The sequence below is a fragment of the Nocardioides renjunii genome (assembly GCF_034661175.1).
Lineage (GTDB): Bacteria > Actinomycetota > Actinomycetes > Propionibacteriales > Nocardioidaceae > Nocardioides > Nocardioides renjunii.
Map to the genome: position 1 here is coordinate 1470882 of NZ_CP141058.1, position 17768 is coordinate 1488649.

Consider the following 17768-nt stretch of genomic DNA (forward strand, 5'->3'; position numbering starts at 1 on the left):
TCGGTCAGGCGATCGTCAGGCCGCCGTCGACCGGGATCATCTGGCCGGTGACGTAGCCGGCAGCGTCGGAGGCCAGCCAGACCGCGGTCGCGGCGAGCTCGCGCGGGTCGCCCTTGCGGCCGGCCGGGACGCGCTGGAGCGCGAGGTCGATGTAGCCCTCGGGGTAGGTCTCGGTCATCTCCGAGGCGAAGAACCCGGGCGCCAGGGCGTTGACCCGGATGCCCTTGCGGCCCGTCCACTGCTGGGCGAGGTCGCGGGTGAGGCCCCCGAGGCCCGCCTTGGACGCGGAGTACGCCGCCTGGGGCAGGCCGCCGGTCGTGATGCCGAGGATCGAGGAGATGTTGACGATGCTCGAGCCGGGCTGCATCACGCGGCCGCACGCCTGCGCCATCCAGTAGCACCCGTTGAGGTTGACGTCGATGACCGAGCGGAACTGCTCGGGCGTCTCCCGGGTGGCGGGGACCGCCGTGCCGACGCCGGCGTTGTTGACCAGGACGTCGACCCGGCCGAACTTCGCCATCGCCTCGTCGACGAGGCGCTGGCACTGCTCCGGGTCGGCGACGTCGGTCACGACCGTGTGGACCCGGCGCCCGGTCGAGCGCACCGAGCCGGCGACGCGCTCGAGCTTGTCGGCCCGCCGCGCCCCGAGGACCACGTCGGCCCCGGCCTCGGCGAAGCAGTGGGCGAAAGCGACCCCCAGGCCGCTCGAGGCGCCGGTGACGATGACGACCTTGTCGTCGAGGCGAAAGTGATCGAGGACTCCCATGGCGAGAATCTACGGCGTGGTGGTGGTCACCGTCTCCGCAGGGGTCGCCGGCGCGCGCGGCAGGTTGCGCACCGACGCCGAGCAGAGGACCAGCGCGACGATGGCGGCGTACGCGACGGCCGAGGCGATGAGGACCGGCCGATAGCCGAACACCGCTGCGAGGGGACCGAACGCGATCTGGCCGATCGGGATGGCGACGAAGGAGCCCAGTGCGTCGTAGGAGTAGGCGCGCGACAGCATCCGGTCCTCGATGTTCTCCTGCATCGCCAGGTTCCATCCCATGCCGAACACCTCCGTGCCGGCGCCGGCCGCGAAGGCCGCGACCACCAGGCCGACCAGGTGCGGCGAGACCCCGAGGATGAGCATGGGCGGTGCCATCAGCAGCACGCCGAGCATGCCGAGCAGGAGTGGCCGCTCGAGGCGGACCCGGAGCAGGACGACGGTCGTGACGAGGAACCCGGCCGCCTCCGCGGACAGCACGAAGCCCCAGCCCTGGCGGCCGATGGTGTCGTCGGCGATCGCGGGACCGAGCGTGGTCCAGGCGCCGGCGTGGATGAGGTTGAGCACGCCGAAGCCGACGACGACGATCCAGAGCCAGGGCGTCGCCCAGAAGAAGCTCCACCCCTCGCGCAGCTCACGGACGGTGTCGGCAGGCTCGCCCGCGGACTCCCTGGGCGGGATCGTCACCGGCACCAGCAGGAGGGCGGCGAGCGCCCACGTGAGCGCGTCGACCGCGAGGGCCCACCCCGACCCGACGGTGACGACCAGGAGGGCGCCGAGGGTGGGGCCGATCACCATCATCCCGTTGCGGGTGAGCGAGACGAGCGCGTTGGCCGGCTGCAGGTCGGACCGGGGGACCAGCTGCGGGAGCGCGCTGGCCATCGCCGGGAAGCCGACGCCCGACACGGCGCCGTGCACGATGCTCAGGCACACGAGCATCCAGATCTCCGCGTGCCCGGCGAGGACCAGAACGGCGATCGCGCCCTGGCTGATCGCCGAGGCGACGTTGGAGAACTGCAGCACGAGCGTGCGCGGGATCCGGTCCGCGATCACCCCTCCGTACAGCAGCAGCGCGACCATCGGGATGGTGTGCGCCGCGAGCACCTGGCCCAGGGCGGTGGGGGAGTCGGTGATGTCGAGGACGGCGAACGCCAGCGCGACGGTCGCCATCATGTTGCCGAACGTGTTGACGAGGCGCGAGGCGAAGTACCACGCAAAGTTGCGGTTGCGCAGCGGCGCGAGCGATTCGGACCAGTTCATCGGTGCTCCTCGGAGGGCGTCCAGCGGACGGCGTCGCCGGTGAGGCCGCCCGTCATCGTGAAGGCGGTGGAGGTGGCGCTGACGTGCACCGTGTCCGGCGTGCCGGCGGGACGCGCCGCCGCGTGCAGGACGTGCGACGCCTCGTGCAGCAGCTGGACCGCGCGGTGCCACGCCTCCACCGGCACCCAGGCCTCCAGGTCGCTCGACGAGGAGTGTCCGGGTGCGACGTCGAGCAGCCGCCGCTCCACCTCCACGGCCGTCGCGCGGGCGTACGCGATCCGGTCGCCGACCTCCGCCCCCTGGGCGGGCAGGTCCCGCGTCGCGTCGTAGCGATAGCGCTTCGCCACCCCGCCGCGGATCTTCTCCTCGCTCTCGACGACCAGCTCGCCGATGTCGTGCAGGACCCGCAGGTGGTACGACGCGTTGGCGTGCGTCACGCCGAGGGCGCGGGCCACGTCCGCTGCGCTCATCGCCTCCGCGGTGAGCAGCGAGAGGATCCGCAGGCGCAGGGGGTGCGCAGTCGCCCTCAGCCGCGCCACGGCGCCCGCCGTGGCCTCGCCCGTCTGGTCCGCCATGTCACCCTCCAACAGTCGTTGGGGAGTGAGTCTGGACGCGGAGGCGCTCAACTGTCAAACACTTGTTGGGGACCTGTCCGCAGGACGGGGAAGCCGTCGGCGTACCGAGGACCCCGGACCGCACCCTGACTCGACCCTGACCACCCCCTTGGAGCGCGTGATCCGCGCGCCTCGGCGTGGGAGGCTTGTCGCATCGCAGGGCACCCGGCCCACCGAGGAGTGAGTGAGATGTCCGACCAGTACCCGCAGCACCCGCAGGACCCCGCCGCGCAGGGCCAGCCGTCGTACGGCCAGCCGACCTACGGCCAGCAGCCCTACCAGCAGCCTTCCTCCCAGCCACAGGGCACCTACCGGCAGGCGCCGGCCACCATGTCGCCCGAGGACGAGCGGACGTGGGGCGCGATCAGCCACGCCGGCGCCGTCGTCGCGATGATCTGCTCGGCCGGCTTCCTCGGCTTCCTGGCCTCGATCGCCGTCTACGTCATCCAGAAGGACCGCGGCCCCTTCGTGCGGGCGCACGCCGCCAACTCGATCAACGTGCAGATCTCGATGTTCATCTGGCTGGTCGTCGCCGCGGTGATCTACGTGGTCCTCGGCATCGTCACCCTCGGCATCGGGTTCGTGGTGTTCCTGCCCGTCTTCGCCGTGCCGCTGGTCGTCGCCGGCGTCCTGCACGTGATCGGGGCCGTCAAGGCCTACAACGGCGAGTGGTGGAACCCGCCGTTCACCCCCCAGCTCGTCAAGTGAGGCGGGCCAGCACCCCGTCCTGCCACGCGAACGCCGCCCGGGCCCGGACCGCGAGGTCCGGGCCGGGCAGCAGCGCCTCCACCCGCTCGGCGTAGCCGGCCGGCAGGTCGGTGCGCAGGTAGCGCAGCCCGTAGTCGTGCCGTGCCGGGCAGTGCTCGATGCGCAGCAGCCGCACCAGCGGCTCGACCGCCAGGCGCAGGTGCAGGGTCGTCGCCTCGGCGAGGTCGCCGCGCGCGAGCGCCCGCTCGACCAGCCAGGCGGCGGTCTGGCGGCGTGCCGCCGTCTGCTGGACCGCGTACCGGCGCTGCGCCTCCAGCTCGGCCTCGTCGTCGTCCTCGAGGACGAGCCGACCCTCAGGGTCGTGCAGCACGACGGGCACGCCGTGGCGACGGGTGTCCATCGTGAGCCGTTCGGGCATCGTCTGCACGACCAGGTCGACGAGCCGCGTGGGCCGGCTGAGGTCGGCCGCGTCGGGCTGGAGGTGCACGAAGCACTGCCGGCCGTCGGGCCACGTCGCCTCGGGCAGCTCCCACACGTGGTCGACCTGGAGCTCGTGCCGCGCGAGCGCCAGCACGGCGTCGTACGTCGCGGCCGCGTCGCCGCTGCACCAGGCCTCCACGTCGAGGTCGGAGTGCTCGTCCCAGCCGCCGGTGACGGCCGATCCGTTGACGACGACGACCTGCAGCGCGGGCACCTCCTCGGGGAGCCGGCCGAGGAACGCGAGCACGTCGTCGTACCTGCTCAGGTCGGCAGCCATGGATACGAGTATGCTGGCTCTCGTGCACCAGGACCTGCTCCTTCCTCAGCCGCGCTGACCAGTCCCACCGGACCGGCACGCGGCTACCCCTCCATGTGAGGGGTTTTTTCATGCCCGACCCCGCTTCGCCCGCAACTGCCCCAGAGGACCAGCCATGACGACCGACACCGGAGCCCACGACCCGAGCGCCACCGAGCCCGCGTCGTACGACATCGAGGCCACCGAGACGAAGTGGCAGCGCGTCTGGGGCGAGCTCGAGCCGTTCCGCGCCGACGACCACAGCCCGCGCGAGAAGCGCTACGCGCTGACGATGTTCCCCTACCCCAGCGGTGACCTGCACATGGGCCACGCCGAGGTGTTCGCGCTGCACGACGTGGTCGCGCGCTACTGGTGGCAGCGTGGCTACGAGGTGCTGAACCCGATGGGGTTCGACTCGTTCGGCCTGCCGGCGGAGAACGCCGCGATCCGCAACGACGAGCACCCCGACACCTACACGCGCGCCAACATCGCGCGCTCGATCGAGTCGTGCCAGAGGTACGCCGCGTCGTTCGACTGGTCGCGCACCTTCAACACCTCCGACCCGGAGTACTACCGCTGGACGCAGTGGCTGTTCCTGAAGTTCTACGAGCGCGGCCTGGCCTACCGCAAGAACAGCCCCGTCAACTGGTGCCCGCAGGACCAGACCGTGCTGGCCAACGAGCAGGTCGTCGGCGGCTTCTGCGAGCGGTGCGGGGCGGAGGTGACCAAGAAGGAGCTGACGCAGTGGTACTTCAAGATCACCGACTACGCCCAGGAGTTGCTGGACGGCCTGGACGAGCTGGAGCCCACCTGGCCGGACCGCGTGGTCACCGCGCAGCGCAACTGGATCGGCCGCTCCGAGGGCGCCCACGTGACCTTCACGCTGCACGCCGCCGACGGTGAGCGCGACATCGAGGTCTACACCACCCGTCCCGACACGCTGTACGGCGCGACGTTCATGGTCGTCGCGGCCGACGCCGCGCTGGCCGGGGAGATCGTGCACCCGGACCGCGCGCAGGCGCTGGCCGACTACCTGGTCGAGGTCCGCAAGGCCTCCGACATCGACCGGCTGGCCACCGACCGCCCGAAGACCGGCGTCGACCTGGGGATCACCGCGACCAACCCGGTCTCGGGCGAGGAGATCCCGGTGTGGGCGAGCGACTACGTCCTGGCCGACTACGGCACCGGCGCGATCATGGCCGTGCCCGCGCACGACCAGCGCGACCTCGACTTCGCCCGCGCCATGGACCTGCCGGTGCGCCGCGTCATCGACACGGGGGAGGACGACCCGGAGGAGACCGGGGTCGCCACCTCGGGCGGCGGCGCCTACGTGAACTCGGGGGAGCTGGACGGCCTGAGCGACAAGGTCGCGGGGATCCGCGCCATCATCGAGCGGCTGGAGGCCGACGGGCGCGGCTCCGGTGCGGTCAACTACCGCCTGCGCGACTGGCTGATCAGCCGTCAGCGCTACTGGGGTCCGCCGATCCCGATCATCCACTGCCCGGTCGACGGGGAGGTCCCCGTCCCCGAGGACCAGCTGCCCGTGACGCTGCCGATGCTCAAGGGCAGCGACCTGAAGCCGAAGGGCACCTCGCCGCTCGGTGGCGCCACCGAGTGGGTCAACGTGGAATGCCCCACGTGCGGGGGCCCGGCCACGCGCGACACCGACACCATGGACACGTTCGTCGACTCGTCCTGGTACATGTTCCGCTACTGCTCGCCCCACGAGGACGACCGGCCGTTCGACACCGAGCTGGTCAACGCCTGGATGCCGGCCAACCTCTACGTCGGCGGGGTGGAGCACGCCGTGCTGCACCTGCTCTACGGGCGCTTCTTCACCAAGGTGCTCAACGACATGGGCCTGGTCGACTTCCGCGAGCCGTGGTCGGCCCAGCTCAACCAGGGCTTCGTGATCAACCAGGGCAAGAAGATGAGCAAGTCGCTGGGCAACGGCGTCAACCTGGGGGACCAGCTCGCGGCCTTCGGCGTGGACGCCGTGCGGCTGACCCTGGTCTTCGCGGGTCCGCCGGAGGACGACATCGACTGGGCCAACATGTCGCCCGACGGGTCGCTGCGCTTCCTGCAGCGGGCCTGGCGGCTGTCCGGCGACGTCACCTCCGCCCCGGGCGCCGACGTGTCGACCGGTGACGTCGCGCTGCGGCGTACGACCGCGCGGACCGTGCACGACGCGGCCGAGCTGGTCGAGAACTACCGCTTCAACGTGATGGTGGCGCGGGTGATGGAGCTGGTCAACGCCACCCGCAAGGCGATCGACTCCGGCTGCGGTCCGGACGACCCGGCCGTGCGCGAGGCGACCGAGGCGGTCGCCGTGCTGCTGTCCCTGGTCGCGCCCTACACCGCGGAGGAGATGTGGGAGCGGCTGGGCCACCAGCCCACCGTCGTCCGCGCCGGCTGGCCGGCCGTCGACGAGGCGCTGCTGGTCGAGGACACCGTCACCGCCGTCGTGCAGCTCAGGGGCAAGGTCAAGGCGCGCCTCGAGGTGTCCCCGGACATCACCGAGGCCGACCTGGAGGCCGCGGCCCTGGCCGACGCCGGCGTGCAGCGGGCCCTCGACGGCGCGACCGTGCGCAAGGTGGTCGTGCGGGCGCCCAAGCTCGTGAACATCGTCGTCTGAGGAGCGTGACGGCCGCTAGGGTCGCCCCCATGTCCCAGGTCGAGCCCCCGGTCGATCCGCGAGCCGTGCCCCGCGTCGCGGTGGTCACCGACTCGACCGCGAGCCTGCCCGCCGACCTGGCGGCGGACCGCGGCATCCGGGTCGTGCCGCTGCAGGTCGTGATCGGCGCGAGGGTGCTCGACGAGGGGCCGGACGGCGCGACCCCGGAGGTCGTCGCCTCGGCGCTGCGCGAGTTCGTGCCGGTCAGCACCTCACGGCCGGCGCCCGCGCTGTTCGTGCAGCTCTACCGCGAGCTCGCGGCCGCCGGGGTGGAGCAGGTCGTCTCGGTGCACCTGTCCCGCGAGATGAGCGGCACCTTCGAGTCCGCCCAGCTCGCCGCCGGCGAGGTGGACCTCCCGGTGCACGTCGTCGACACCGGCCAGGTCGGCATCGCCACCGGGTTCGCCGCGCTGACCGCCCTCGACGTGCTCGAGGCCGGCGGCAGCGCGCAGGAGGCCGCCGAGGCAGCGCGGTCGCGGGGGCGGGCGGCGACGTCGTTGTTCTACGTCGACACGCTGGAGTACCTCCGTCGCGGCGGCCGGATCGGCGCGGCCGCCGCCATCGTCGGCAGCGCCCTGTCGGTCAAGCCGCTGCTCGAGATCGTCGACGGCAAGGTGGCGCCCCGCGAGCGCGTGCGTACGGCGTCGCGAGCGCTCGCCCGGCTCGGCGAGCTCGCCGTCGAGGCCGCGGGCGACCAGGCCGTCGACGTCTGTGTCGCGCACCTGTCCAACGCCGATCGCGCCGAGGAGCTGACCGCGATCCTGTCGGAGCGGCTGGCCGACGGCCTCGAGGGCCGCGAGGTGATGTGCGGCGAGCTCGGTGCCGTGCTCGGCGCGCACGTGGGACCGGGCATGGTCGCCGTCTGCGTCTCGCCCCGGCCGGACGCCTGACCCGCGACCTGACGTCCGCAGGACACCCTCCGCAGGACACCGTCCGCAGGACACCCGGAACGGGTGACCCCGGAGCCTGAGTTGCGTGCCACCCTCGGGGACCACGCGGGCGTGCTGGCGGCGCGACCCTCGCGCCGGACGCACCGGACGTGCGCCCGTCGAGCTCTGGAGGTGCCGATGGCGTCAAGGCTCGGCCGGCTCGCGGGGCAGGTCACCGATCGGGTCGTCCAGACGGTCGACCCCGACATCGTGCTGAGCGCCGTGGACATCAACGCGCTGCTGGCCCGGGTGGAGATCGACACCCTGCTGGACCGGATCGACGTGCACCGGCTGCTGGACCGGGTCGACCCGAACTCGGTGATCGCCCGGGTGGACGTCGACGCCGTCCTCGCGCGCGTCGAGCTCGACCCCGTGCTGGGCCGGGTCGACATGACCGCGCTGGTGACCCGCGTGGACCTCGACACGATCCTCCAAACGGTCGACCTCGACCGCGTCCTGGCGGGAGTGGACCTCGACGCGCTGCTGGCGCGCGTGGAGCTGGACCCCGTGCTGGACCGCATCGACGTCAACCGGCTGCTGGAGGGTGTCGTCCTCGACCGGCTCCTCGCCCGCGTGGACCTGACCACGCTGCTGACGAACGTCGACCTCGATGTCGTCCTCGACAAGGTGGACCTGGACCGCGTGCTCGGCAGGGTTGACCTCGATCGGGTCGTGGCCGCGGTGGACCTCGACGGGGTGCTGGACCGCGTCGACGTCAACGCGGTGCTGGACCGGGTGGACCTGGACCGCGTGCTCGGCAAGGTGGACGTGGACCGGGTCGTGGCCGCGGTGGACCTCGACGCCGTGCTGCGACGCGTCGACGTCAACGCGGTGCTGGACCGGGTGGATCTGGACCGGGTGCTCGGCAAGGTGGACCTGGACCGGGTCGTGGCCGGGGTGGACCTCGACGCCGTGCTGCGCCGGGTCGACGTCAACGCGGTGCTGGACCGGGTGGACCTGGACCGCGTGCTCGGCAAGGTGGACCTGGACCGGGTGATCGACAAGGTGGACCTGGACCGGGTGCTCGACCGGGTCGACCTCGACCGGGTGCTCGACAAGGTGGACCTCGACCGGGTGCTGGACCGGGTGGACCTCGACGCCGTGCTGCGACGCGTCGACGTCAACGCGGTGCTGGACCGGGTCGACCTCGACCGGGTCCTCGCACGTGTCGACGTCGCCCAGCTGGTGGAACGGGTGGACGTCGCAGCGATGGTCAGGGCGAGCACGGGCCAGGTGGCCGTGTCCGTGCTCGACCGGGTCCGCGTCACGGCCGCGTCGCTCGACACCGGTGTGGACCGGGGCGTGGAGCGGGTACGGCCCGGCGCTGAGGCTGACCGGTCCACCACCAGCGGGCCCGTGGCGAGGGCCCTCGGCGCCCTGGTCGACGTCCTCACCGTCAGCGGCACCTTCGCCCTGGGATGGGCCGCGACGGCCGTCCTGGTCGACGCCTTCACCCGCCGCCAGCTCGGCAGCCAGGACGGCCTCGTCGCGAGCGTCGCCTTCGCCGTCTGGTGGTTCGTCTACACGACCGGGTGCGTCGCCGTCGCCGGTCAGACGGCGGGGAAGTGGCTGGCCGGCACCCGCGTCGTACGGACCGACCGGACGCCGGTGTCGGCGCGGCAAGCCGTGGTGCGCACCCTGGTCTTCCCGCTGAGCTGCCTGCTGGCGGGGCTCGGCCTGGTGGGGATCCTCGTCGGACGGGACCACCGCGCCCTGCACGACCTCGCGGCCGGGACGGTCGTCGTACCCGACGGGGATGTCCTGCTCCGCACCGCGGTCTGACGCCTCGGGCTGCGTCATACGAACCCGGCACGCATGCGTACGGATCGGGATGACGCCAGGTGGAGTGATGGGACGCCGGGTCTCTCCACAGATCGGCGAACGCCCCTGTCGGAGGGGGTGCCGGCGTTCCTAGCGTGGAGGCATGCGCCGATCCCAGTCCTCCTCCGAGCACGCCGAGGCGGTGTCGAGGCGACTGGCGACGCTCAGCGCCGAGCTCGCCGCCGTGCGCGGCGACCCCGGCGACCTCGGCGACTACTCGTCGGCGCACACGCGCGTCCGCGAACGTCCCGAGGCGGCGGCCCCGGCCCCGGCGCCGGTGGTGCTGCCGGTACCGGGGCGGCACGCCTCGCGACGGCTGCGCATCGGCGGGCTGCAGCTGGGTCCGGTGCACCTCGCGGTGGTCGCGGTCGTGGCCGCGGCGGCGGTCGGGCTGGCGGCGTGGTGGTCGGTCCGGGACCAGGCGGAGGTCGTCCCGGTCGCCCCGGTGTCGTCAGCGCCCTCACCGCTGACCCCGCTCGCCACCGACGGCGGCGCCGACGCGCCCGGCTCCACGGGGACCGGTGACCCCGGCGCGACCACCGAGCTGGTGGTCGACGTGGCGGGCAAGGTGCGCCGACCCGGCATCGCGGTGCTGCCACCCGGCTCCCGGGTCGTCGACGCCCTCGAGGCGGCCGGCGGCGCGAACCGCGGGGTCGACCTCACCGGCCTCAATCTCGCGCGTCTGCTCGTCGACGGCGAGCAGATCCTCGTCGGCGTGGCACCGGCGGCCGGTGTGGCCGGCACCCTCGGTACGCCGACCCAACCGGGCGGGACCCTGGTCAACCTCAACACCGCCGACCAGGCGGCCCTCGACACGCTGCCCGGGGTGGGCCCGGTGACCGCGGACGCCATCCTGGCCTGGCGCGACGCCCACGGGGGCTTCACCTCCGTCGACGAGCTCCTCGAGGTCGACGGCATCGGCGAGGCCACCCTCGCCGACCTCGCGCCGCTCGTCACCCTCTGAGTCGTGCCCGACCTCCGCGCCCTCGCCCTGGGTGCGGGTGCCTGGGCCGGAGCCCTGCTCGTGCTGCTGCTGCCCGGGTGGGTGGCCCTCGCGGTGGTGGTGCTGGTCGCGTCGGCGGCGGTGCTCGGGGTCGCGCGTCGGCTGGTCACTCCCGGCTGGCTGGGACCGACCGCGGCGCTGGTGGCAGTGGCGGGCGTGGCGACCCTGCAGCAGACCCTGGTCGCCACCTCGCCGCTGGCGGCCCTGGCCGAGGAGGGTGCCGTCGTCTCGCTGCGTCTCGAGATCGCCTCGGACGTACGCGTCGTCGCCGGCCGCTTCGGCGACCTGCAGGTCGCGCAGGCCAGCGTCTCCCGGGTCGAGGGGCGGGGGAGCGCGTGGTCGCTCGACGCGCCGGTCGTGGTGATGGCCGACGCGGACTGGCCGCGCCCGCCGCTCGGCACGTCGCTGGAGACCGCGGCGCGGCTGGTGCCCGCCGACGGCGACGTGGCGGCGCTGGTGCGTCCCACCGGTGAGCCGCGGGTGGTCGCCGAGCCGGACGTCTGGTGGGACGCCGCCGCAGCCGTACGCCGGTCGGTGCGGGCCGCGGTCGAGGGCCGCGACGCCGACGCCCGCGAGCTCGTGCCGGCGCTCGTCGTGGGCGACGACGGCGGTCTCGACCCGGCGCTCGCCGACGACTTCCGCACCACCGGCCTCACGCACCTGCTCGCCGTGAGCGGCACCAACCTGACGCTCGTCGTCGGCTCCGTGCTCGTCCTCGGCCGGTGGCTCGGCGTGCGCGGGCGGTGGCTGCACGCGCTGGCGGCCGTCGGCATCGTCGGGTTCGTGATGACGGCCCGCGCCGAGCCGAGCGTCGTACGCGCCGCGGCGATGGGCACGGTCGCGCTCGTCGGCATGGGCGCCAACGGGCGCTCGCGCGGCGCCCGCGCCCTGGGCGTCGCCGTCCTCGGGCTCCTGCTGGTCTGGCCGCGGCTCGCCGTGACACCGGGGTTCGCCCTGTCGGTGCTGGCGACCGCCGGCATCCTGCTGCTCGCGCCGCCGTGGCGGGACGCGCTGATGCGGTGGACGCCGCGGTGGGTGGCCGAGGCGGTCTCCGTGCCGCTGGCCGCCCAGGTCGCCTGCACCCCCGTGGTGGCGGCGCTGTCGGGACAGGTGAGCCTGGTGGCGGTCGGCGCCAACCTGCTGGCCGCACCGGCCGTCGCGCCCGCCACGGTCCTCGGCCTGGCCGGCGGCCTGCTCGGACTCCTGTGGGCGCCGCTGGGCGTCCTCGTGGCCGCTCCCGCCGCCTGGTCGGCCGCGTGGATCATCGCGGTGGCACGGCGCGGGGCGGACGTGCCGACTGCGGCCGTGGACTGGGGCACCGGTCCCGTGCCGCTCGCGGCCCTCACGGCCCTGTGCGTGGCGGCCGTGCTCGTGGCACCGCGGCTGCTGGGCAGGCCGGCCTCCGCGATGGCGTGCACCGGGCTGCTCGTGGTGGTGATGCTGGTGCGCCCACCGATCCCGGGCTGGCCGCCACGCGGGTGGGTGCTCGCGGTGTGCGACGTCGGCCAGGGCGACGGCCTCGTGCTGCGCGCCGGCGACCACGACGCCGTGGTGGTGGACGCCGGGCCCGAGCCGGCGCCCATGGACGCCTGCCTCGACCGGCTGGAGGTGACCTCGGTGCCGCTGCTCGTGCTGACCCACTTCCACGCCGACCACGTCGGCGGGGTGGCCGGGGTCGTGGACGGGCGCCGGGTGGGCACGATCGAGGCGACCGGCCTCCTCGACCCAGCCGCGGGCGTGCTGTCGGTCGAGGACGCCGTGGGCCGCGGCCCGGCGCTGTCGGCGTACGGCGCGACGCGGGTGGTCGGCGACGTCACCCTCCAGGTGGTGTGGCCGCGGCCCGACGGGAGCGGGACCGACCCGAGCGAGAGCGCGCCCAACAACGCCAGCGTGGTGCTCGTGGCCGAGGTGTCGGGGGTGCGCATCCTGCTGACCGGGGACGTGGAGCCGTCCGCCCAGGCGGCCCTGGCCCGCGAGCTGCCGGAGCTCCGTGTCGACGTCCTGAAGGTGCCCCACCACGGCAGCCGGCACCAGGACCTCGACTGGCTCGCGTCGCTCGGCGCCCGGCTGGCGCTGGTGTCGGTGGGCGAGGGCAACGACTACGGCCACCCGGCCCCCGACCTCCTCGCCGCGCTCACGGCAGCCGGCGCGCGCACCTGGCGCACGGACCTGTCCGGCGACCTCGTGGTGGTGGAGCGGGAGGGCGGGGTCGGTGTCGTCGCCCGCGGATAGAGTTGCCGCACCATGGCACGCACCCCCTCCGCCGCGCAGGTCCTCGGCCACGTCGTCCTCGTGACGGGCAAGGAGGAATACCTCTCCGCGCGCACCGTCGCCTCGGTCCGCGAGGCCGTGCGGGCCCACGACGTCGAGGCCGAGCTGGCCGAGTCCGCGGCGTCCGACCTGACGCTGGCCTCCCTCGGGGAGATGTCCGCGCCGTCGCTGTTCTCGACCGTGCGGTGCGTGGTCGTGCGGGGCCTGGAGGACCTCCCCGACGAGTCGGTCGACGGCCTGCTGTCCTACTGCGCCGCCCCGGCCGACGACGTCGCGCTGGTGCTCGTGCACTCCGGCGGGGCGAAGGGAAGCGGCGTGCTGACCAAGCTGCGCAAGCTGTCGGCCGTGACCGAGGTGAAGTCCGAGGAGGTCCGGGCCAACGAGATGCCCGGCTTCGTGACCTCCGAGGTGGCCTCGCGCGGCGCCAAGATCACCTCCGACGCCGCGACGTTCCTCGTGCAGGCGGTGGGCAACGACCTCCGCTCGCTCGCCGCGGCCGCCGACCAGCTCACCAACGACTACCCCGGCGAGCAGCTCACCGTCGAGAAGGTCCAGCGCTACTTCGGTGGACGCGCGGAGGCCAAGTCCTTCACCGTCGCCGACGCCGCCTTCTCCGGCAAGCGCGCCCTGGCGCTCGAGGAGCTGCGCTGGGCGCTCGACACCGGCACCGCCGCGGTCCTGGTCACCTCGGCCATGGCGGCCTCGGCCCGCAGCCTCGCGCGCTACCTCGGCTCCTCGCGCGGCGCCCGCGACGCCGACCTCGCCCGCGACCTGGGCGTCCCGCCGTGGAAGGTCCGCACCGTGCGCGACCAGTCGCGGTCGTGGAGCCCCGAGGGCATCGCCGCGGCGGTCCGGGCGGTCGCGGTGGCCGATGCGGACATCAAGGGCCAGGCCCACGACGCGTCCTACACGCTGGAGCGCCTGGTGCTCACCGTGGCCGGGCTGCGCGACTCCCGCTGAGGTCCCCGAAATGCGAAAACACCCGCCACGTGGGCGGGTGTCTTGCTCAGCAGGCCCGGGTCAGAGCGACGCGGCCTTCTTGGCGATCGACGACTTGCGGTTGGCCGCCTGGTTGGAGTGGATGACACCCTTCGACGCGGCCTTGTCGAGCGCGCGCATCGCGTCGCGGCCGGCAGCCGCAGCGGCGTCCTTGTCACCGGTCTCCGACAGCTCGCGGAACTTGCGGACCGCGGTCTTCAGGCGCGACTTCACGGCCTGGTTGCGCTGACGGCGCACCTCGTTCTGCTTGTTGCGCTTGATCTGGGACTTGATGTTCGCCACGTGTGGATCCTCGGATGCTCGAACTGGTCAGGAAAAGGAAGTCTCGTGATTGTCGGCTGCCTGGCAACCCCCCAGATGCAGCAGAGGGTCGGGTGCCGGACATGCAGGGAGAAACACTACCGCCACGCGTGCCGCCCGCCCAAATCGTTCGAGGTCAGCGGCCGGTGCGGCGTGCGACGGCTTCCAGCATGCGCCGCGACTCGCGGATCCGGAAATCGTTGAGCGTCGGCAGGTTGACGTCGACCGCGACGACCGAGCGCACCGCCATGTGGGCGGCGAAGCCGGCGAGGAAGGCCGTCACGGCGTCGTCGCCGGCCGCAGCGAGGGCGGGGGAGGACCCGGCCGAGTCGTCGAACCACGGCTCGTCGACGCGCTCCATCCGGGCGAGCAGGGCGTCCACCCACGCCGGTCCCCGCGCTGCGAGGCCCCAGTCGAGGAACACCACCTCGCCGTCGGGGCGACGCAGCAGGTTGTCCACCCGGATGTCCCAGTGCGCCAGGTGCGACATCGGTCGGGCCGCGTGGTCGCGGAGCACCTCTGCCCAGCCGTGGGGATCGCCGCGCAGCCAGTCGGGCACCGGGGCCGCGGCGGGTGCGTCCGCGAGCGTCGCGAGGCAGTCGGCCCACTTGCGGAGGACGAGCGCGACGTCCACGAGGTCGAGCGACGCGGGGACGGTGCGCTGCTGCAGGACGGCGGAGAGCCGGTCGGCGCCCACGAGCACCGCCTCCATCTCGCCCGCGTCGGCGAAGTCGGGGTGCCGGCCTTCCACGTCCTCGATCAGCAGGGCCACCCAGTCGCCGTCGTCGTACGACGCCCGCAGGCCCGCCCACAGCTCGTGCTCGCCGAGGTGGCCCAGGACGCCCACCTCGCGGCGGAACAGGCGCGGGGTGTCGGGGTTGAGCCCGGCACCGACGGCCTTGACGAACGCACGCGTGCCGTCGGCGCACGTGAGCCTGGTGGCGCAGCCGGGCGACATGCCGCCCACCTGCTCGGCGGCCGCCACCACCGGCGAGCCGAGCTCGCGCTCGACCCAGTCGCGGACGCCGGCCGGCACGTCGGCGTACGGCAGGCGTACGCCGACCGCACGCGGTGCCGTCACGACCAGCCCCGCCGCTCCGCGAGCCAGTCCCAGCACACCTCGCCCTGCCAGCGCTGGTGGGCGCGGATGTGGGGGGAGGTCGGCGGGACCGGCAGCTCGCACTGCGTGAAGAAGTAGCCGACGTAGAGCGCGAGGTTGACGTCGAGGGCCTCGGGGTCGACGTCGCGCAGCAGCCGGCGCCCGGCGATGACGGCCTCCACGTCGAGGCCCTCGCCGCGCGGCCCGATGAGGGCGGCGAAGGAGTCGAACCAGGCGGCGCCGCGCACCGGCCAGTTCCAGTCGCACACGAGCGCGCGGCCGTCCGGGTCGATCAAGACGTTGTCGGAGCGGATGTCGGTGTGCACGAGGGTGTCGCCGCCGACCACCTCGGCGTAGCGCCGAGCCAGCGCCTCGGCCTCGGCCAGGCGGTCCGGGTCGAGGTCGGTGCGGGTGGCCCGCAGGGTCGCCCAGCCCTCGAGCAGCGGGGCGAAGTCGGCCTCGGCGGTGTCGAGGTGGAGCTCGGCCGGAGGCGGGGTCAGCGCGTCGGCCGCCTCCTCGAGCGAGTCGAGCAGCGCGTCCAGGTCGTCGGCCTGCCAGGGTCGCTGCGGCAGCCGGGCGGCGACGTACTCGATGCCCAGCACCACCCAGTCGTCGTCGAGGTGCCACAGCAGGCGGGGCGCCGGCACGGCCGGCGGCAGGGCGGCGAGCTTGCGCGCCTCCTCGCGGTAGCTGTCGGCGAACATCCGCTGGGCCTTGACCGACGCCGCCTTCACGAAGTGCCGCGAGCCGTCCTCGCAGACCAGGACCGAGGCGAACCCGGGGGTGAAGCCGCTGGTCTGGGAGATCGCCCGCACGACCGGCGAGCCGCACTTGCGCTCGATCCACGCCCGCAGGTTGGTGGGCAGGAACGCCCACTCGAGCCGGCGCGCGGTGGCGGTGTGCGGGACGGGGTAGGGAGCGACGGGCATGCCGCGCATCCTTCCCCACGCCCGCCGGACGGACGATCCGATATCCGCTGGAGCCGCGTGGCCGGGAGCGGCGAGACTGGCGCCATGCCCGAGCTCGTGCTGCCCACCACTGCCGTCCGTGAGTCCTTCCTCGAGGCGATGGATGAGTTCGTCGCCGAGGGCGTCGAGCGCAGCCAGACCGCCGCCTGGATCGACACCCACGCGCCGAGGTGGTCGCGACCGGACACGTTCGAGACCTTCGTGCGAGCCGTGCGGGCCGACGCCGAGGAGGACAGCCCCCGACCCGAGTGGCACGTGCCCTGCACGACCCTGTGGTGGATCGACGGCGACTCCTACCTCGGCCGGCTCGCGATCCGCCACCGGCTCAACGACTTCCTGCTCGACGTGGGCGGCCACATCGGCTACGACGTACGTCCCTCCCGCCGCCGCGAGGGGCACGCGACCGCGATGCTGCGGGCCGCGCTGCCGTGGGCGCGGCGGCTCGGCATCGACCCGGCCCTCGTCACCTGCGACGTCGACAACCACGGCTCCGTCCGGGTGATCGAGGCCGCCGGCGGGGAGCTGGAGGACGTGCGGGGCGTGAAGCGCCGCTACTGGGTGCCCACCGCCTGACGTCCGGCCCGGTCGCGACCGAGGCGCCCGGCCAGACCTGGACGCCGACGGGATCAGACGCCGGCCGGGACGGGTGCGCTCCGCGTCCGGGTGGCGGCCGCCACGCCCACGACGGCGACGACCAGCCCCACCAGCTGCGTCGGCGACAGGGTCTCGTCGAGGACCACCCACGCCAGCACCGCGGTGACCGGCGGGCTCAGGAAGAACAGGCTGGCCGCGGCACCCGACCCGCCGCGCAGCACGAGCAGCGACAGCAGCACGAGGCCCACGATCGAGTTCACCACCGCCAGGAAGAGGACGGCCACGAGGGCCTGGCGGGCGTCGGTCACCGGCCAGGCGCCCTCCGTGGTCCAGCCGAGGACCAGCAACGGAGGCGCCGACACCGCGAACTGCACGGCCGCCGACCACAGCAGGTCGGGCTGCGCTCCTATCCACCGTTGGCCGAGCGTCCCGAGGCTCAGCGTCAGCATGCTGAGGCAGCCGATGAGGACCGCGACCGGACCGCCGGCGTGGCCGAGGTCCGCGCCCAGCACGAGCAGCACGCCCGCCACCCCGACGCCGAACCCGGCGACCTGCACCTTCGAGACCCGCTCGCCGAGGAGTGCGGCCGCGAGCAGGGCGGTGAGCACCGGGCTGAGCGCGTGGAACAGCGAGGCCAGGGTCGCACCGAGCCCCAGGTCGAACGCGACGTACATCAGCCCGAACTGCAGGGCGTTCATGACGAGCCCGACGGCGGCCACCCGGCGGAGCGTCGCCCGGTCCATCCGGGTGGGTCGCCGCAGGACGAGGGCGAGCCCGGCGGCGAGCAGCGCCGCCACCACGAAGCGCCAGCCCAGCACCGAGAACGGGGCGGCGGCGTGCACGGCGGCGGGCCCGGAGATGTAGCCCGACGACCAGACCAGCACGAAGGCCGCGGCCGGGACGAGCGGCAGCGTCGAACCGGTCCGTGGGGGCACCGCCGCACGCTAGCGTCCCGGCGCCAGGGGGCCGGGCGGAGGCGCGGCCGCC

Annotated in this window: 16 protein-coding genes; 8 read left to right on the top strand and 8 right to left on the bottom strand. The window is 73.8% G+C overall.

Annotated features, from left to right (window positions below; genetic code table 11):
• Nucleotides 1–4: 4 nt before the first annotated feature.
• Genes SHK17_RS07060 through SHK17_RS07070 form a run of 3 tightly spaced genes read right to left on the bottom strand, consistent with a single transcriptional unit; the run spans nt 5 to nt 2601 of the window.
• Nucleotides 5–766 carry an SDR family NAD(P)-dependent oxidoreductase gene (locus SHK17_RS07060; protein ID WP_172270933.1) on the bottom strand — a complete coding sequence of 254 codons (762 nt, stop codon included), beginning with the start codon at nt 764–766 and terminating at the stop codon, nt 5–7.
• A gap of 9 nt (nt 767–775) precedes the next feature.
• Nucleotides 776–2026: an MFS transporter gene (locus tag SHK17_RS07065; RefSeq protein WP_322921567.1), complete on the bottom strand. Its 1251-nt coding sequence runs from the start codon at nt 2024–2026 to the stop codon at nt 776–778.
• The gene (locus SHK17_RS07070; RefSeq protein ID WP_322921568.1) at nt 2023–2601 is read right to left on the bottom strand and encodes an ArsR/SmtB family transcription factor; all 579 of its coding nucleotides are present in this window, start codon (nt 2599–2601) and stop codon (nt 2023–2025) included. The genes SHK17_RS07065 and SHK17_RS07070 overlap by 4 nt, the downstream gene beginning before the upstream one ends.
• Before the next feature lie 228 nt (nt 2602–2829).
• Here SHK17_RS07070 and SHK17_RS07075 point away from each other — a divergent pair, with 228 nt between their 5' ends.
• Nucleotides 2830–3348: a DUF4870 domain-containing protein gene (locus SHK17_RS07075; protein WP_322921569.1), complete on the top strand. Its 519-nt coding sequence runs from the start codon at nt 2830–2832 to the stop codon at nt 3346–3348.
• Here the strand turns inward: SHK17_RS07075 and SHK17_RS07080 are convergent.
• Nucleotides 3341–4105 (bottom strand): hypothetical protein, encoded by a 765-nt coding sequence (locus SHK17_RS07080; RefSeq protein ID WP_172270939.1) that lies wholly within the window; start codon nt 4103–4105, stop codon nt 3341–3343. The two genes, SHK17_RS07075 and SHK17_RS07080, sit on opposite strands and share 8 nt — an antisense overlap.
• A 154-nt stretch (nt 4106–4259) precedes the next feature.
• Here SHK17_RS07080 and leuS point away from each other — a divergent pair, with 154 nt between their 5' ends.
• From leuS to holA, 6 genes are all read left to right on the top strand, one after another.
• Nucleotides 4260–6758, top strand: coding sequence for a leucine--tRNA ligase (gene leuS / locus SHK17_RS07085; RefSeq protein WP_322921570.1), 2499 nt, complete (start codon nt 4260–4262; stop codon nt 6756–6758).
• Between the two features lie 29 nt (nt 6759–6787).
• Entirely contained in the window at nt 6788–7687 is a 900-nt protein-coding gene (locus SHK17_RS07090) for a DegV family protein (protein WP_322424522.1), read from the top strand.
• Between the two features lie 177 nt (nt 7688–7864).
• Entirely contained in the window at nt 7865–9508 is a 1644-nt protein-coding gene (locus SHK17_RS07095; protein ID WP_322921571.1) for an RDD family protein, read from the top strand.
• Between the two features lie 142 nt (nt 9509–9650).
• Complete coding sequence (locus SHK17_RS07100) at nt 9651–10511, top strand: ComEA family DNA-binding protein (protein WP_322921572.1); 861 nt, start codon at nt 9651–9653, stop codon at nt 10509–10511.
• A 3-nt stretch (nt 10512–10514) separates the two neighbouring features.
• Nucleotides 10515–12782, top strand: a complete 2268-nt coding sequence (locus SHK17_RS07105; protein ID WP_322921573.1) for a ComEC/Rec2 family competence protein — start codon at nt 10515–10517, stop codon at nt 12780–12782.
• Nucleotides 12783–12794: 12 nt separating this feature from the next.
• A complete protein-coding gene (gene holA / locus SHK17_RS07110; RefSeq protein WP_322921574.1) occupies nt 12795–13781 on the top strand; it encodes a DNA polymerase III subunit delta in 987 nt (328 codons plus the stop codon).
• Between the two features lie 60 nt (nt 13782–13841).
• Here holA and rpsT read toward each other — a convergent pair whose 3' ends face one another.
• The 3 genes from rpsT to SHK17_RS07125 all read right to left on the bottom strand — a co-directional run bounded on the left by rpsT (nt 13842) and on the right by SHK17_RS07125 (nt 16148).
• The gene (gene rpsT, locus SHK17_RS07115) at nt 13842–14102 is read right to left on the bottom strand and encodes a 30S ribosomal protein S20 (RefSeq protein WP_172270953.1); all 261 of its coding nucleotides are present in this window, start codon (nt 14100–14102) and stop codon (nt 13842–13844) included.
• Between the two features lie 154 nt (nt 14103–14256).
• Nucleotides 14257–15201, bottom strand: a complete 945-nt coding sequence (locus tag SHK17_RS07120; RefSeq protein ID WP_322424517.1) for a protein kinase family protein — start codon at nt 15199–15201, stop codon at nt 14257–14259.
• Nucleotides 15198–16148 carry a phosphotransferase gene (locus SHK17_RS07125; RefSeq protein WP_322424516.1) on the bottom strand — a complete coding sequence of 317 codons (951 nt, stop codon included), beginning with the start codon at nt 16146–16148 and terminating at the stop codon, nt 15198–15200. The genes SHK17_RS07120 and SHK17_RS07125 overlap by 4 nt, the downstream gene beginning before the upstream one ends.
• Before the next feature lie 84 nt (nt 16149–16232).
• Between SHK17_RS07125 and SHK17_RS07130 the strand changes: the two genes are divergently transcribed.
• The gene (locus tag SHK17_RS07130) at nt 16233–16760 is read left to right on the top strand and encodes a GNAT family N-acetyltransferase (RefSeq protein ID WP_322921575.1); all 528 of its coding nucleotides are present in this window, start codon (nt 16233–16235) and stop codon (nt 16758–16760) included.
• A gap of 53 nt (nt 16761–16813) precedes the next feature.
• Here SHK17_RS07130 and SHK17_RS07135 read toward each other — a convergent pair whose 3' ends face one another.
• Nucleotides 16814–17716 carry a DMT family transporter gene (locus SHK17_RS07135; RefSeq protein ID WP_322921576.1) on the bottom strand — a complete coding sequence of 301 codons (903 nt, stop codon included), beginning with the start codon at nt 17714–17716 and terminating at the stop codon, nt 16814–16816.
• Nucleotides 17717–17768 lie beyond the last annotated feature (52 nt).

Excerpts from the sequence above, each read along its gene's own strand:
- SHK17_RS07060 (WP_172270933.1), bottom strand. The coding sequence starts at position 766 with ATGGGAGTCCTCGATCACTTTCGCCTCGACGACAAGGTCGTCATCGTC.
- SHK17_RS07065 (WP_322921567.1), bottom strand. The coding sequence starts at position 2,026 with ATGAACTGGTCCGAATCGCTCGCGCCGCTGCGCAACCGCAACTTTGCG.
- SHK17_RS07070 (WP_322921568.1), bottom strand. The coding sequence starts at position 2,601 with ATGGCGGACCAGACGGGCGAGGCCACGGCGGGCGCCGTGGCGCGGCTG.
- SHK17_RS07075 (WP_322921569.1), top strand. The coding sequence starts at position 2,830 with ATGTCCGACCAGTACCCGCAGCACCCGCAGGACCCCGCCGCGCAGGGC.
- SHK17_RS07080 (WP_172270939.1), bottom strand. The coding sequence starts at position 4,105 with ATGGCTGCCGACCTGAGCAGGTACGACGACGTGCTCGCGTTCCTCGGC.
- leuS (WP_322921570.1), top strand. The coding sequence starts at position 4,260 with ATGACGACCGACACCGGAGCCCACGACCCGAGCGCCACCGAGCCCGCG.
- SHK17_RS07090 (WP_322424522.1), top strand. The coding sequence starts at position 6,788 with ATGTCCCAGGTCGAGCCCCCGGTCGATCCGCGAGCCGTGCCCCGCGTC.
- SHK17_RS07095 (WP_322921571.1), top strand. The coding sequence starts at position 7,865 with ATGGCGTCAAGGCTCGGCCGGCTCGCGGGGCAGGTCACCGATCGGGTC.
- SHK17_RS07100 (WP_322921572.1), top strand. The coding sequence starts at position 9,651 with ATGCGCCGATCCCAGTCCTCCTCCGAGCACGCCGAGGCGGTGTCGAGG.
- holA (WP_322921574.1), top strand. The coding sequence starts at position 12,795 with ATGGCACGCACCCCCTCCGCCGCGCAGGTCCTCGGCCACGTCGTCCTC.
- SHK17_RS07125 (WP_322424516.1), bottom strand. The coding sequence starts at position 16,148 with ATGCCCGTCGCTCCCTACCCCGTCCCGCACACCGCCACCGCGCGCCGG.
- SHK17_RS07130 (WP_322921575.1), top strand. The coding sequence starts at position 16,233 with ATGCCCGAGCTCGTGCTGCCCACCACTGCCGTCCGTGAGTCCTTCCTC.